This is a genomic window from Aquabacter sp. DMC10, assembly GCF_056314145.1.
In genome coordinates this window covers 204296-219521 of record NZ_JBQUYX010000003.1, presented here as the reverse complement: position 1 = coordinate 219521, position 15226 = coordinate 204296, and the positions used below count along the sequence as shown (strand labels likewise).

Annotated in this window: 14 protein-coding genes; 6 read left to right on the top strand and 8 right to left on the bottom strand. The window is 67.5% G+C overall.

The window, feature by feature from the left end; all coding sequences use genetic code 11:
* Positions 1-40: 40 nt before the first annotated feature.
* From ACT54L_RS09730 to ACT54L_RS09720, 3 genes are read left to right on the top strand one after another with little or no spacing between them, the layout of a single operon-like run.
* Positions 41-1585, top strand: a complete 1545-nt coding sequence (locus tag ACT54L_RS09730) for a glycosyltransferase family protein (protein ID WP_476085383.1) — start codon at positions 41-43, stop codon at positions 1583-1585.
* Between the two features lie 22 nt (positions 1586-1607).
* Entirely contained in the window at positions 1608-2579 is a 972-nt protein-coding gene (locus tag ACT54L_RS09725) for a glycosyltransferase (RefSeq protein WP_476085382.1), read from the top strand.
* Positions 2572-3531, top strand: a complete 960-nt coding sequence (locus tag ACT54L_RS09720; protein WP_476085381.1) for a glycosyltransferase — start codon at positions 2572-2574, stop codon at positions 3529-3531. The genes ACT54L_RS09725 and ACT54L_RS09720 overlap by 8 nt, the downstream gene beginning before the upstream one ends.
* A gap of 13 nt (positions 3532-3544) precedes the next feature.
* On the opposite strand, the gene ACT54L_RS09715 is transcribed toward ACT54L_RS09720, so the two are convergent.
* Together ACT54L_RS09715 and ACT54L_RS09710 are read right to left on the bottom strand one after the other, a co-directional pair.
* A complete protein-coding gene (locus ACT54L_RS09715; protein ID WP_476085380.1) occupies positions 3545-4570 on the bottom strand; it encodes a GNAT family N-acetyltransferase in 1026 nt (341 codons plus the stop codon).
* Positions 4571-4587: 17 nt separating this feature from the next.
* On the bottom strand, positions 4588-6225 hold the full coding sequence (locus ACT54L_RS09710) for a glucosamine inositolphosphorylceramide transferase family protein (RefSeq protein ID WP_476085379.1): 1638 nt from the start codon (positions 6223-6225) through the stop codon (positions 4588-4590).
* Between the two features lie 244 nt (positions 6226-6469).
* Here ACT54L_RS09710 and ACT54L_RS09705 point away from each other — a divergent pair, with 244 nt between their 5' ends.
* Genes ACT54L_RS09705 through ACT54L_RS09695 form a run of 3 tightly spaced genes read left to right on the top strand, consistent with a single transcriptional unit; the run spans position 6470 to position 9394 of the window.
* The gene (locus tag ACT54L_RS09705) at positions 6470-7321 is read left to right on the top strand and encodes a chorismate mutase (protein ID WP_476085378.1); all 852 of its coding nucleotides are present in this window, start codon (positions 6470-6472) and stop codon (positions 7319-7321) included.
* A gap of 16 nt (positions 7322-7337) precedes the next feature.
* The gene (hisC, locus tag ACT54L_RS09700) at positions 7338-8468 is read left to right on the top strand and encodes a histidinol-phosphate transaminase (RefSeq protein ID WP_476085377.1); all 1131 of its coding nucleotides are present in this window, start codon (positions 7338-7340) and stop codon (positions 8466-8468) included.
* Positions 8465-9394 (top strand): prephenate/arogenate dehydrogenase family protein, encoded by a 930-nt coding sequence (locus ACT54L_RS09695; protein WP_476085376.1) that lies wholly within the window; start codon positions 8465-8467, stop codon positions 9392-9394. The genes hisC and ACT54L_RS09695 overlap by 4 nt, the downstream gene beginning before the upstream one ends.
* A gap of 14 nt (positions 9395-9408) precedes the next feature.
* Here ACT54L_RS09695 and trmB read toward each other — a convergent pair whose 3' ends face one another.
* From trmB to ybeY, 6 genes are all read right to left on the bottom strand, one after another.
* The gene (gene trmB, locus ACT54L_RS09690) at positions 9409-10107 is read right to left on the bottom strand and encodes a tRNA (guanine(46)-N(7))-methyltransferase TrmB (RefSeq protein ID WP_476085764.1); all 699 of its coding nucleotides are present in this window, start codon (positions 10105-10107) and stop codon (positions 9409-9411) included.
* A gap of 173 nt (positions 10108-10280) precedes the next feature.
* A complete protein-coding gene (gene metK / locus ACT54L_RS09685; RefSeq protein ID WP_476085375.1) occupies positions 10281-11474 on the bottom strand; it encodes a methionine adenosyltransferase in 1194 nt (397 codons plus the stop codon).
* Between the two features lie 94 nt (positions 11475-11568).
* Positions 11569-11979 carry a helix-turn-helix domain-containing protein gene (locus ACT54L_RS09680; RefSeq protein WP_476085374.1) on the bottom strand — a complete coding sequence of 137 codons (411 nt, stop codon included), beginning with the start codon at positions 11977-11979 and terminating at the stop codon, positions 11569-11571.
* An 85-nt stretch (positions 11980-12064) separates the two neighbouring features.
* Positions 12065-13705, bottom strand: a complete 1641-nt coding sequence (gene lnt, locus ACT54L_RS09675; protein WP_476085373.1) for an apolipoprotein N-acyltransferase — start codon at positions 13703-13705, stop codon at positions 12065-12067.
* The gene (locus ACT54L_RS09670; RefSeq protein ID WP_476085372.1) at positions 13702-14694 is read right to left on the bottom strand and encodes a hemolysin family protein; all 993 of its coding nucleotides are present in this window, start codon (positions 14692-14694) and stop codon (positions 13702-13704) included. The genes lnt and ACT54L_RS09670 overlap by 4 nt, the downstream gene beginning before the upstream one ends.
* Before the next feature lie 22 nt (positions 14695-14716).
* On the bottom strand, positions 14717-15223 hold the full coding sequence (gene ybeY, locus ACT54L_RS09665) for an rRNA maturation RNase YbeY (RefSeq protein ID WP_476085371.1): 507 nt from the start codon (positions 15221-15223) through the stop codon (positions 14717-14719).
* Positions 15224-15226 lie beyond the last annotated feature (3 nt).

The window sequence follows — 15226 nt, the reverse complement described above, 5'->3', positions numbered from 1 at the left end:
TGGGAAGGCCGCGCCTCTGGGCTGCGGATTGGGGATGGGCATGGCGACGGCGGAAGCGGAACGGTGGACCGGCGCAGCGCGCCCCTTGCCGGTGTCCATGAAGATGGTGCTGGCCGCTTTCCTGGTCAGCTCCTTTGCGGTCAAGGTTGTTGTCTTCGCCCTCTGGCCCAACACCTCCTACGCTGACGTCACCATGCAATATCTGGAGCAGGCGCACCGCCTGCTCTATGGGCAGGGCCTGGTGCCATGGGAGTTCGCGGTGGGCGCCCGCTCCTGGCTGGTGCCCGGGCTGATCGCCCCGGCCATGAAGGTGGCCGAGCTGATCGGCGGCGGCCCGCAGGCCCAGGTGCTGGCGGCCGCCATGGTCTGCTCGCTGTTCTCGTTGCTCATGGTGGTGCCAAGCTTTCTGTGGGGCTGGCGCTTTGTCGGCGCGCTGGGGGCTGTCCTGTGCGGGGCGCTGGGCGCCTTCTGGTTCGAGACGGTCTATTACTCCGGCCATCCGCTCCAGGACACGTTCGGCACCTTCTTCCTCATTCCCGGCGTGTACCTGGCCTATCCCAACGGCCCGGAACGCGACTTCCGCCGCCTTGTCTGGGCCGGCGTGTTCCTTGGGCTGGCCGTGGCCTTCCGCATGCAGCTGGGACCCATGGCAGCGGTGGCCGCCATCGGTGTCGCCCGGTTCAACATCCGCAGCTATGTGGCCCTGGCGCTCGGCGGCATCGCCTCCATGGCGGTGCTGGGCGTTCTCGACTGGATCACATGGGGTGTGCCGTTCAACTCCATCATCCAATATGTGAAGTACCAGGGCTCGAGCATCGGCGAGACCGGCTCCGGCAAGTTCGGCTACATCCCCTGGTATTCGTATCCCGCTTGGATCCTGGCCTATTATTCCGGCGCCTTCGCCTTGATGGTCGTGACCGCACTCGTGGGCATGCGCCGCTTGCCGCTGCTCATGGTGGTCGCGGTGGCCAATGTGCTGGTGCTGGAACTCGTGGCCATGAAGTTCCCGCGCTACATGTATCCGGGCATTCCGCTGGTGCTGGTCCTGTGCGGCATTGGCGGGGCGGAACTGACGCTGCGGCTTTGGGGCGGCAAGGTCCGCACCGGCCTCCTGGCCGCCTATGGCGTCCTGTTCATTGTGGTCACCTCGGGCCTTCTGGGCGCCTTCGGCTATTTCTCGTCCCATTTCGTGCTCGGCCGCGGCACGATCCTGGCCACGCGGGCGGTGAATGCGGATCCAAAGGCCTGCGGCCTTGCCATCGCGCCAGCAAGTGCCTGGTGGCTGAGTGGCGGCTATGTCTTTCTTGACCGCCGCATTCCGCTCTATGGCACTGACGCGGATGACCCGGCCAGCCGTCAGCAGAGCACCGCGTTCAACTATATCCTCTCCACGCGAGAGAGCCCTGGCGAGACGCCGCAGGCCTTCACGGACCTGGGCTTCACGCTGGTGGACTGCTTCGCCAACGGCACGCGCGGCCCGGCCTGCCTCTGGCATCGACCGGGCACCTGCACGCCGGGCGCGGCCCCGGCGCTGAAGGCCTCCCTGCCCGATTGGCTCGAGGCGCCCAAAGGCAGCGCCAAATGAATCGCAAAGGGTGAGGCCGCCCATGCTGATCGTGACCAACTATAAGGAGATGCCGCTCCGCTGGCGGGCGGCCAATGGCGTGGAGGGCCGCACCGTCATCGCCCGTTCCCTGGAGGCCTTCAAGGAGGAGGGCGAAGCCAAGGACGCGGTGTTCCTGGTCAATTGCGACCCCGGCCTCACCATGAAGCTGGCGCTCGCGCGGATGACGCTGCCCGGCTATGGCCGGCCGCTCATCGCCTCCGACCTGGTGCTGCGCCGCCCCGGTCCGGGGCTGAAGGCGAAGCTCGTCTTCGCCCCCAAGCGCTTCCTGCTCTCGCGGGCGGACCTTTATCTCAATCTCTTCAAGGACACGTCGGGGCTCACCGCGGCCTATGGCATCCCCGCCGCGCGCTGCGCCTATGTGCCGTTCAAGGTCAATCTCGACCCGGCAGCCGTCGCTGCGGTGGAGAAGCACGAGGACTATGTGCTCTGCTTCGGCCGCTCGCTGCGCGACTTCGATACCTTCTTTGCCGCCATGGAGCGCCTGCCCTATCCCGGCGCCATCGCGGCGGTGAAGCCCTCCGACCTTGTCGGCCATGGGGCGCGCTTCACCCGCCGGCTGGACCAGTTGCCGCCCAATGTGGCTGAGCTTCCCGACGACGGCAGCGCGCAGGCCCAGCTCCGCATGCTCGCGGGTGCCAAGCTGGTGGTCATTCCCGTGCTCAAGACCAGCATCGTCGCCTCTGGCATCAGCACGGCGCTCAACGCCATGGCGGTGGGCAAGTGCGTGATCGGATCGGAAGGACCGGGCATGTCGGACATCTTCACCGAGGAGGCCCTCACCGTGCCGCCAGAAGACCCCGAGGCGCTCGCGGCCATGATCGACCGCGCCTGGCGGGACGATCTGCTGCGGGTGCGGACCGCCCGCGCCGGCCGGCGCCTGGCGGCAAGCCTCGGCGGTGAGGCCGAGCTGATCCAGCGCATCATCGACAAGGTGGCGGCGACCTATGGCTGACACGCCCCGCCCCCGCCTCAGTGTCATCATCCCCACCCGCGACTGCCTTGCCTATCTGCCCGACGCCATTGCCAGCATTCGCGCGCAAGAGGATGGGGCATCCATCCGCCTGGGCGAGATCGAGATCGTGGTGGTGGACGACGGCTCGACCGACGGCACGGGTGCCTGGCTGGCCGCGCAGGCCGAGCGGGATTCCCATCTGAAAGCCCTGGTCCACCAGCCGGCCGGTGTCGCGGCGGCGCGCAATGCCGGCATCGCGGCGGCCAGCGCCGAAATCATCGCCTTCCTGGATGCGGACGACCAGTATCTGCCGGGCGCCCTGGCCGATCGCCTCGACCTGATGGAGCGGGACCCGTCCATCTCGCTCACCTTCGCCGATGTCATGTCGGTGGACCCGGACGGCAAGCTGGTGGGCTATCAGTTCGACTATTGGCCTCTGTTCCGCACCTTTATCGGGGGACGCACGGGCCTGCTGCCTCTGGGGCCGGACGCCTTCGCCATGTTGCTCGCCGAGATGGTCTGCGGGACGTCCTCCGTCATCACGCGCCGGAGCGCGCTGGATGCCGCGGGCGGGTTCAATGAAGGCCTGCGCATCAGCGAGGATTGGGACCTGTGGCTCAAGTTGGCCCAGGTGGGACAGGTGTGGTGCTCCACGCGCCGGTCCACGCGCTATCTGGTGCGGCCCGGCTCCACCAGCCGGAACATGGAGGTGCTGGTGGACACGGTGGAACGGGTGTTCCGCGCCCGGGTACCGAACCCCTCCGCCGTGCCGCAGCCCTGGCGCGGCGTCGCGCTGGCGCGCCTTCATGACGCGCGGGCGGAACTCGCCCGCAGCCGCGGCGCGTGGGTCGAGGCCCTCGCGCAGCATCTGGCCGCTTTCGCCAAGGCGCCGTCCCGGCGACTGGCGCGGGAGTCAGCCTATGACCTGGCCCGCCTGCTCAAGCTGAGATAGATGGGCCCTCCCATCAGTCCTTGTCACCGCCCAGAACCACCATGGCCCCGGCCTGATCGGGCTCGCGGGTCTTGAAGGCGCCGAGGCCGCCGAGGCACAAGGGCATGGAGCCGCGCGGGAAAAACAGGTTCCGCTTCAGGAGTGCAGCGGCCTGCGGTTCGTTGGTGAACAGGAAGACCGAGGCGCATCCCCGTCGCGCAGCCAGGGCGACCACCGCCTTGAGCGCCGCCCCGCGCGCCCGGAGGCTTGACGCCATCCACTCGGACAGCCGCAGATGGGTGCGCCCGCTTTCATCGGCGATCTGATCGAAGATCACGAGGGCGTCCGGCCGATCCGGTCCCCCCAGGGTGAGCATTTCGTACCGCCCATCGGGCTCATCACCATACCGCCAGGCGAACCAGCGGGCGGACTTGTCCACCACACAGCGGGCCGTCGAAGGTGGCTGGACGGGGAGCATAAAGCGGGTGCCGGGCCCCACCGGTGCGAGCCGTCCCCGGGGGGCAAGCAGACCCGCTCCACGGGCGTGGATCGACAGGGCCAGGTTCAACGGCCCCGCCAAGACCCCGGGAATGCGGGTCGGCGCGCAGAGCGGCCGCACGTGGCGCACCACCTCGTCGATGTGCCGCCAGTCCAGCTTCTTCATGAACATGGGATAGGAGTTCTCATTGGGAACCCCATAAACCAGCGTGAAGCCGCGCCGCGCCGCCTCGCCATAGCAGAAGCGGGCCAGCGTGACGGACATGTTCTGACGGCGATAGTCCGGGTGGGTCATGGTGTCGACGGACTGCGCGCCCATGACCTTGGCCCCGTCCAGGATCAAGGGCGTGGAGATAACGGCATAGACCCCCACGCAGCGGTCTCCATCCATGGCAAGCACCGGCGGGATGGGATCGAACGGCGCATCGAAGAGCTTCCAGGCCAGGAATGGCTCGCCCGGCGCCTTGCCCCACACCTGCACATAGAGGGCATGGATGGCGGGCAAATCGTCCCGGGTGGCGAGCCGGGGAACCCAGCGCGGCGCGGCGCTCTCTTCAGCCATGCAGCCCCCTCCCCCGCTCACTTCCGGCCGAGCCAGCGCGGGAGCGGCCAATAGGCCCGCCAGCGTCCCACGGCCAGCTGATAGTGCCGCCCGTCCACCACCTCGAAACGCCCTTCACAATCATAGGCATGGACGCCATTCATGGCGAAGTCGAAGCTGTTGAGCCTGGCCACGGGCTCCTGCCGGAAGGCGCCGGACGCATCGCGGGTCACCTCGAACAGGCCGAGACCCGACCCGTAGCGGCCGGCGGAATCCTGGGCGAGGCGAAACAGGCGGCCGTCCTTTTCCCACATGCGCCCTCCCGGACGCGCGGTGCGCACGTCGGAGACCACGGGATTGTCGGGATCGGGTGTCCACGGGCCGCACAAGGCATCGGCGTGGAAGACGTGCAGCTCGTCCCAGCCGAGGCCGCCCTCATAGGCCACCGACGCCAGCATAAGCCAGCCGGCGGCGGTTCTCAGAACGCAGGCGTCGGCGATGTCGAGGCCAGTCAGCGGCGTGCACGCCAGTTCCCAGCGGCCGGGAAACTCCAGGCAGCGATAAACCTCCACCTGCCGCGCCGCCATGGTCTCGGGGATCATGTAGATCTCCCCACCCTCGGCGAAAACCAGCGGGTTGGACAGGTGGTAGGGACGCTCCAAAGCCGGCACCATGGCGCCGACGCTGCCGTCTTCCGCCAGCGGCGCGGCGCTGATGATGGCCTTGCCCACCTGCCAGTCCCAATCCTCCACGAACAGCCAGGTCCGGCCCTCGTGCGCGAACAGGAAAGGATCGGCATAGAAGCGGTCGAAGGGGGCTTCCACGAAGCGAAAGCCCCGCGCCCAGGCGGCGCTGCCCCAGGGGGCTTCCGGCGCACCGGCGGGCGGGCGCACCCGCAGGCCCACCCGCCATTGCTCCCGCACCACGCGATAGGGCGTCAGCAGCCGGCGCAACAGCAGCTTCCCCCTGAGGCACCGCATGCCCATGACCGAGATGGGCGCCGGAGCCGGAGGCACGTCGCGGCCATGCTGTGCCAAGGCGCGGCTGAAAAACCTGTCCGGCCCGAGCCGCACCAGGTCCGAAAGGGCGCGCAGGGCCACGGCGCGGGCCTTCCAGAGCGCGGGGGCCCGCGTGCGCCACAGGGAGGCATCATTCACGTGGCCGAAGGTGCGGGAAAGGATCTGCCCGCCGCCCTCCCCACCCTCGCTGACCAGGTCCAGCTGGCAGAAGGTGGCGCCACGCAGGAGTTCGGGCACGCCATATTCGGCGCACTGCGTCAGCCGTTCCCCACCGAGGCGAAACGACCAGACGCCGAAACGGGCGGGCGGGCACGCTCCGCCCGCGCCGAAGTCCAGGATCACATCAAGGCCCGCTGGCGGCACCGTCGCCTGCGTCACCAGCCCGGAGACACTGGGATGGCGGCGCAGCAGCGCATCGAACGTCACATGGTCCAGCGGGTCGGGGGCGCTGGCCACCCGCGCCCGATCCCAGGCCGCATAGCCGGCGGCATGGGACAGGCGGGGCGGATCGCTCTGCCGGCCGATCCAGGCCAATTGGTAACGGGCGTCGGCCATGACATCGGCCAGGAGACGGGCCACCCAGTCCGGGCAGCCGTCATGCTCCAGCCGAAAGCCGATCCGCAGAGGCAGAGAGGGGAGGCGGGGCGCGGGGCTCATGGCAGACCGATCGCGACCGGACAGCCGGGGGAGACAAAGCGCCAGACCGCCAGCCGATGTCCCGTGGCGAACACGTTAAGCATTTGCTCCGCCCGCATTTTTCGGCCCGGATATTGGGGAGGCGGCCGGCCCGAAGTCAAGCCGGGGGAGATGGCCCCGCCTGCGCGCAAATGCCACCGGCTCAACAATGCTTTGATCTTGAGCCGTTGTGGGTCTACAGGAGCGGTCCGGCTTCGTGATCCCCATGACCTCACCTTCCTCCATTCCCTCCCTCGCCGACCTGCGCGCCGAGATCGATCGCATCGATGAACAGATGCATCGCCTTCTCATGGAGCGCGGCGAAATCATCGACCGCCTGGTGGCCGTCAAGCGCAACCAGACCGAGGGCTCGGCCTTTCGGCCGGCCCGCGAGGCCGCCATGATGCGGCGCCTTGTGGAGCGCCATCACGGCCTCTTGCCGCTCGACACGGTGGAGAGCATCTGGCGGGTCATCATTTCCACCTTCACCTATGTCCAAGCGCCCTATGCGGTGCATGCGGACCTATCGGTGGGCGAACCGCTGATGCGCGACAGCGCGCGCTTCCATTTCGGCTTCACCACCCCCTTCGTGCCCCATGTGGGGTCGCGGGGCGTGATCGAGGCGGTGGCCGCCTCCAAGGGCGACCTGGGTCTTCTGCCCGCGGCGGCGCCCTTCGGGAGCGAGGCGTGGTGGACGGCCCTTGAGCCTGCGGACGCCCCCAAGATCATCGCCCGCCTGCCCTTCGTGGACCGGGCCGACCATCCCGCTGCGCTTCCCGTGTTCGTGGTCTCCCATCCCATCAATGATGCGGCAGTCACCGAGGTGGAAGTGTGGAGCGTGCGGGTCTCCGACTGGAGCCCGAAAGCCGCCAGTGCCGTATCCGCCGCGGCGGAAGTCGTGGCCGCCTCGGACGGTTCGCTGTCCGGCGCGGCGCTTTTGATGAGCGTGCCCGCCGGCGCGCGAGACCGGGCGCTAGCCGCCCTCACGGAGGCAGGGGCCGGGGTGCGCGGGGCGGTGCTCGCCGGCAGCCATGCCGCCCCCTACCGACACTGCGCGGACCTCGCCGCCCGCCCGTGATTCCCGGAGTGCTTCCATGACCGCGCGCGCACACAATTTGCGTGATACCTCCCGTCCCGTGCCGCGCCCCGGCGTCCTGGCCATCGATGCCTACGTGCCCGGCAAGAGCCAGGCCCCCGGGGTGGAGAAGGTGTTCAAGCTCTCCTCCAACGAGACGCCGCTCGGCCCGAGCCCGAAGGCGCGCGCCGCCTTCCTGGCCACTGCAGACCATCTTCAGGACTATCCTGACGGGGCAGCGACCGCGCTGCGCGAGGCCATTGGTGCCGCCCACGGCATCGACCCGGAGCGCATTGTCTGCGGCGCCGGCTCCGACGAGCTGCTAGCCCTGGCGGCCAAGGCCTATGTCGGCCCCGGCGACGAGGCCGTGTTCACTCAATACGGCTTCCTGGTCTATCGCATTGCCACCCTCGCGGCCGGTGGGACGCCGGTGGTCGCTCAGGAGACCGACCACACCGCCGACGTGGACGCGATCCTGGCCGCGGTCACCGAACGCACCCGCCTGGTGTTCCTGGCCAATCCCAACAATCCCACCGGCACCTGCCTGCCCTTTTCCGAGGTCCAGCGCCTGCACGCCGCCTTGCCGGCCAACGTCCTCCTGGTGCTGGACGCGGCCTATGCGGAATATGTCCGCCGGCCCGGCTTCGATTCCGGCCTGGATTTGGCCCTTTCGGCGCCCAACGTGCTGATGACGCGCACCTTCTCCAAGATTTACGGCTTGGCCGCCCTGCGCCTTGGCTGGGCGGTGGGGTCTGCAGAGGTGATCGACGCGCTCAACCGCGTGCGGGGGCCGTTTAACGTGTGCGCCCCTGCGCTCGCCGCCGGTATCGCCGCCATCGGCGACCAGGCGCATGTGGAGAAGGCCGTGGAGCACAATGACCACTGGCTTTCCTGGCTGACGACCAAGATCGGCGCCCTCGGTCTCAAGGTGACGCCGTCCGTGGCCAATTTCGTGCTGATCCATTTCGACGCCGAGGGCCCCCGCGGCTCGCGCACGGCAGATGCTTTCCTCACCCGGCGGGGGCTCATCCTGCGCCCGGTGGGCGCCTATGGGCTGCCACACGCGCTGCGCATGACCGTTGGCTCGGAAGAGGCGAACATTCTCGCGGTGCGGGCCTTGTCCGACTTCCTTGCGGGAGCGGAGCAGTGAGCGTGCCCGTTGAGCGCCTCGCCGTCATCGGCGCGGGTCTGATCGGCTCGTCGGTTGCGCGTGCCGCCCGCGAGAAGGGTGTCGCCCGCACCGTCGTGGTCACCGACCAGGATCCCGCGGTGCGCGCGCGCGTGCGCGAGCTCGGCTTTGCCCATGTGGTGCCGGACAGCGCCGCCGCAGCAGCAGATGGCGCCGATCTCATCATCGCCTGCGTGCCCGTCGGCGCTTCCGGTGCGGTGGCGGCGGACATCGGCCCGGCCCTGAAGCCCGGGGCCGTTGTTTCCGACGTGGGATCTGTGAAGGCCGCCGTGATCGAGTTCATGGCCCCTCATGTGCCCGCGTACGCCCATCTGGTGCCAGCCCATCCGGTGGCCGGAACGGAATTCTCAGGACCGGACGCAGGCTTTGCCGCTTTGTTCGAGGGCCGCTGGTGCATCGTTACCCCACCGGCGGACGCAGACGAGGCGGCGGTGGAAACCGTCACCGCACTCTGGCGCGGCTTTGGCTCCAATGTGGAGACCATGTCGCCGCAGCACCACGACCTGGTGCTCGCCATCACCAGCCATGTGCCGCATCTGATCGCCTACAATATAGTGGGCACGGCCGAGCATCTGGAGCAGACCCTCACGTCCGAGGTCATCAAGTTCTCGGCTGGCGGCTTCCGTGACTTCACCCGCATCGCCGCGTCCGACCCCACCATGTGGCGGGACGTGTTCCTCTACAATCGAGAGGCCGTGCTGGAGATGCTGGGCCGCTTCAACGAGGATCTCTCGGCGCTCCAGCGGGCCATCCGCTATGGCGACGGGCAGGCCCTGTTCGACCATTTCACCCGGACGCGCGCCATTCGCCGGTCCATCATCGAGCAGGGCCAGGAAACCGCCGCGCCGGACTTCGGCCGCCGGCCGGCGGCACCGGCCAGCAGCTGAGGCGCCGCGCGGCGTCAGCGGCGCGCGAAGCGAAGGTAGGTTGGCACTCGGCCGGCCTGGAGGGCCTTGGCCTCGTAGCGCGTTCCGGGCCAGCCCTCATAAGGCCGGCGCCAGTCGTCGGCGGTGTCCGCCAGCCAGTGGAAGGCCGGATGAGCGCGCACCTCACGCAGCGTCCAATCCACGTAGTCGGGCACGTCGCTGGCAATACGGAACAGACCGCCCGGTCGCAACACGCGCGCGATCAGGTCGAGATTGTCCGGTCGCACGAACCTGCGCTTCCAATGACGGCGCTTGGGCCAGGGGTCGGGATAGAGCAGATCGACCCGCCCGAAGGACTGTTCCGGCAGGCGCGCCAGGAGGAGGGCAGCGTCCTTGTCGAACACCCGAACATTGGCGGCGCCGGAGGCCGACAGGTCCATCAGGCCACGCGCCATACCGTTCACGAACGGCTCCACGCCGATGAAGCCCACGTCCGGCGCGGCAAGCGCGCAGGAGATGAGATGTTCGCCCCCGCCGAAACCGATTTCCAGATGGAGATCGCGCACGGGACCATCGAACAGGGCCTGCGGCGCAGCGGCTGCCTCAAGCTCCATCCGGTAGACGGGTAAAAGCCGCGCCAGAGCCTCGGCGGGAATGGAACGCAAGGTTTTGCCGACCCGTCGCCCGTAGAAGGAGCCCTTTTCGGCGCGATCGAACGGGGGAGCGGGAGGCATGTCGGTGGCCACGTGGGAACCCGGAGTCATCTGGTGGTTCAAGCCGCATGACGGCCATTTTCGCGCGCCGACCGGCGCAATGCCGAGCAATGGGAGCGCCTACCAAGCCCCTTAACGCAAATGGCCGGACGAACGCAAACGGTTCGTCCGGCCATCGCTCGAAAGGTCTTGGATCAGGCCAAGGCCGCCTTCAGGGCGTCAGCAATATCGGTGCGCTCCCAGGAGAAGCCGCCGTCGGCCTCGGGGGCGCGACCGAAATGGCCGTAGGAGGAGGTGCGGGCATAGATGGGCTTGTTGAGGCCCAGATGCTCACGAATGCCGCGCGGACGCAGGTTCACCACCTCGCGCAGGGCCTTCTCCAGCTTGGCTTCGTCCACCTGGCCGGTGCCATGCAGGTCCACATACACCGCCAGGGGGTCAGACACGCCGATGGCATAGGCCAGCTGAATGGTGGCACGGTCGGCAAGGCCGGCGGCCACCACATTCTTGGCCAGGTAACGGGCCGCATAGGCCGCGGACCGGTCCACCTTGGTGGGGTCCTTGCCGGAGAAGGCGCCGCCACCATGGGGCGCCGCGCCACCGTAGGTATCCACGATGATCTTGCGGCCGGTCAGGCCGCAGTCGCCGTCCGGGCCGCCGATCACGAACTTGCCGGTGGGATTGACGTGCCAGATGGTCTCGTCCGAGATCCAGCCGTCGGGCAGAGCCTGGCGGATGTAGGGCTCGACGATGTGGCGCACGTCCACCGAGGACAGATTTTCATCCAGGTGCTGTGTGGACAGCACCAGCTGGGTCACGCCGACCGGCTTGCCCTGCTCGTAGCGCACGGTGACCTGGCTCTTGGCGTCGGGGCCGAGAACCTTGGTCTCGCCGCTGCGGCGCGCTTCGGACAGCACCTTGAGGATGCGGTGGGCATAATAGATGGGCGCCGGCATGAGCTCCGGGGTTTCACGCACGGCATAGCCGAACATGATGCCCTGGTCGCCCGCGCCTTCGTCCTTATTGCCGGAGATGTCCACGCCCTGGGCGATGTCCGCCGACTGGGCGTGCAGGAGCACCTCGACCTCGGCATTCTCCCAATGGAAGCCGTCCTGCTCGTACCCGATGTCGCGAATGGCGAGACGCGCGAGGTGGGTGACGAGATCCTTGGTGATGGTAGAGGGGCCGCGGGTCTCACCTGCGATCACCACGCGGTTCGTGGTGGCAAGGGTCTCAGCCGCGACCCGAACCTGGCTCGGGTCAAATCCCTGCTCCAGGGAAGCGCGGAAGAAGGCATCCACCACTTCGTCGGAGATCCGATCGCACACCTTGTCGGGATGACCTTCGGAAACGGATTCGCTGGTGAAGAGATAAGATGAACGCGCCATCTGGCCTTTTCCGCTGCTATTCGACATCGAGGTTGTGGCAGAGCCCCACAAGCCGGTCAAGCCGGCTTGCCGGATTCGTTCGACAAACCGAACGCTAGCCCTCGGCCTCTTCCCCGGCAATGGATGCGACGAGATCCACGATGCGGCGGCGCACTTTCGCATCTGAAATGCGCATGAAGTTCCGGGTCAGGGCAAGACCGTCGGAGGTGGCGAGAAAATCGGAGACGTAGGTGGGGGAGGCCGCCTCGGAAAAGCCCTCCGTCTCAGGTCCCGTGGTGGGCACGCCTTCAAAGAAGAAGGCCACGGGCACGCCAAGCACCACCGAGATCTGCTGGAGACGGCTCGCGCCGATACGGTTGGTCCCTTTTTCGTACTTCTGGATCTGCTGGAATGTGATGCCGAGACTTTCGCCGAGTTTTTCTTGGCTCATCCCAACCATCATGCGTCGCATACGTACCCGGCTACCGACATGCTTGTCGATCGGGTTCGGCGCCTTCTTGGCCATGGTTTCTCCGGTGAATCGGAAATGAGTGTCTCACTTCGCGAAGCGAAGGCTGCCCTGACACACGCCAAGATAAGCATACAACGTTTCAGCGTCGATCAACTTCTACGTGTTTTCGCGGATGCAGAGAGAGAATTGTTTGCATGACACAAACTGTCAGCAGAACCAGGTAGATAATGAGCGCGGGCAACGCACCATAGCGGGCTGAAACGGGGACATTCCCTAACGGCTCGGGCAAACTTGTATCCAAGACACCTCGTTCTCCAAGACCCAGGGTTGCAACAACACGCCCCAAAGGGTCGATAATTGCCGAGATGCCGGTATTGGCGGCACGCACCAGTGGCAGGCCTTCCTCGATGCTGCGCAAGCGGGACTGGAGGAAGTGCTGGTAGGGGCCGGGGGTCAGTCCGAACCAGGCATCATTGGTCACGTTGAGCAGAAACCCGGGACGTTCGCCTTCCGGTAGCACAGCGCCCGGGAAGATCGCTTCGTAGCAGATGAGGGGCCCGGCCGCCGGAGCGCCGGGAATATGCAGGGCCTCAAGCTTCAGACCGGCGGAAAAGCCGCCGCGCACCCGCGTGAGCTGCTCCAGTCCCAGGCTTTCCAGAAAGGACTGAAACGGCAGATATTCCCCGAACGGCACCAGATGCACCTTGTCCGCATTCTGCAGCACCCGCCCGGTGTGATCCATCACGCGGATGGAGTTGAAGAAAGAGGAGGTCTGCCCCGGCGGCGGGGGTCCCCGGCGGGCCGCGCCCGTCACCAAGGTCACGTTCGCGGGCAGCGTCTGCGCGATGCGCTGTCGCGCCCAGGGCTCGTACTCATAGATGAAGGGAAAGGCGGATTCCGGAAAAATCAGGAGGGTCACGTCCGCCAGGCCGCCGGGATAGCGCGCACTGGGGCGGACGCTTAGCTCCAGGTATTCCTCCAGCACCGCTTCCCGACGGGCATAGGCGAATTTCTCATCCTGCGGGATGGCAGGCTGAACCAGCCGGAGGCGAACATCCGGCACGGTTCCGACCTGGGTTGTGGCCAGCCGCCAAGCGCCCCAGGCCCACCCCGCCGCCAGGATCACCCCCGCGGCGACCACCACGACCACCGAATCCCGGCGGAGGGGGCGGTCCAGCAGCAGCACGGGGGTGGAAAAGATCGCGATGGTCAGGAATGTCAGACCCCACAGACCGACGATCGCCGCGCCTTGGGCGAGGGGGAGCACCTCGGTGACCGCGTAGCCGAAGGTGTTCCAGGGAAATCCGGTGAGCACATGGCCGCGCAGCCATTCCGCGCCACCAAGGCCGACGCACAAGGCCGCCAGACGCGTAGGCCCGCCCCGCCAGAACAGCCGCGCCACCGCAAGTCCCAGTGCCGAGAACAAGGCCAGCCCCGCCGGCATCGACACCACCGCGACCGGCAGGAGCCAGGCAAAGACATCGGCCTCCACGAGGAACGCGCTGCCGATCCACCACAAGGAGGCAAGGAAATAGCCGAAGCCAAACCACCAGCCGATGGCGGCCGCAGCGCGAACGCCTCGCCAACGCGGGGCTGCAATGCCGTCCAGCAGCAGCACCAGCGCAGGAAAGGTCACGGCCAGCACCGGCCAGAGATCGAATGGCGCGGTGGAGGCGGCAGACGCGGCCCCCACCAGAAAGGCGCACCCCCATCTGCGCCAGTCCGTGACGGTGCGCAAACGGTCGGCCGAGCGGCTGAGCCAGTCCCGGATTCGCGTCACGCCGCCTCGCCGGCCTCACCGGGGCCTTCGGGCGCAGGGGGCGCCGGCGGGACGATCCGAAGGCGCTTCACCCGCCGGGGATCGGCCTCCAGCACTTCGACGGTGAAGCCCCCGGGGGTCAGAACGGTCTCGCCCACCTTGGGCACGCGGGCGGCGAGCGTCACCACGAGCCCGCCAAGGCTATCGACCTCATCCACCAGTTCGGCCGGAGCAAAGTCGGGGCCGAGCACTTCGATCACGTCGTCCACGGGCGTGCGGGCGTCGGCCAGGAAGCTGCCGTCGGCCTGCCTCTGGACATCCGAATCCTCGTCGTCGTGCTCGTCCTCGATCTCGCCGACAATCTCCTCCACCACGTCTTCCATGGAGACGAGGCCGTCGGTGCCGCCATATTCGTCAATGACCAGGGCCAGATGGACGCGCGCGGCCTGCATGGAGACCAGAAGGTCGATGGCGGGCATGGACGGCGGCACATAAAGGATGCGACGGACGAGCCCGGTATCGGCCAGCGACTGGCCGAGGTCGAAGGCGCCGAGATTGAGGGCGGCCGGGTCCAGCCCTTCGGCTTCCACCACTTCCCGAGGGCGGCCGCCGGACGCGATGAAGGTCAACAGGTCGCGGATGTGGACCATGCCCACGGGATCGTCCAGGCCGTCATCATGCACCACGAGCCGGGAATGGCTGGCATTGGCGAAGGCGACCATGAGCTCGCCGAGGGTCACGTCCTTCTGCACCGCGACGATCTCCGCCCGCGGCACCATGATGTCCCCGATCCCCACCTCCTTGAGATGCAGGATGTTGCGCAGCATCTTGCGCTCGGACGGCGTGAATTCGCTCACCTCCTCGGCGGTGTCCTGCTCATCCAGGATTTCCTCCAGATCCGTGCGGAGGGAGCCCTGGGGCCGGAAGGTGCCGAGGAGGGCACGCAATCGATCGAGAAAACTCTGCGGCTCCGAAGCGGCCGGGTCGCTCGATGAATCGATATTGGACATGGTCTCCCTTTGGGGTCTCAGTTCAGGTTTCGGCGGGCAGCGCATAGGGGTCGGTGATGCCGAGCCCCGCCAGGATGCGCCGCTCCATGTCTTCCATTTCCTCGGCTTCGTCGTCCTGCTCGTGGTCATAGCCGAGCAGGTGCAGCGTGCCATGCACCACCAGGTGGCTCAAATGATCGAGCGGCGCCTTGCCCTCGTCGGTCGCCTCGGCGAGCACTGTTTCCAGGGCGACGATGATGTCGCCCAGGGGCTCCGGCGTCACGTCCTCCGGCACCTCCGCGGCGGGAAAGGACAGGACGTTGGTGGGCTTGTCCTTGTCGCGCCAGTCGCGGTTGAGCACTTGGATGCGGGCATCGTCCGTCAGGGTGATCGCCAGTTCCACCGACCGGTCGAAGGTCTCGGCATGGGCGGTGAGCACGGCCATGGCAGCCGCCGCGCAGCGCGCCTCCGCCTCCGGCAGCTCCGCCCAGCCTTCCGCCTCCAGAAGGATGTCGATGTCCGCCTCGGGGCCGGGAGAGGGCATGGCCATGGC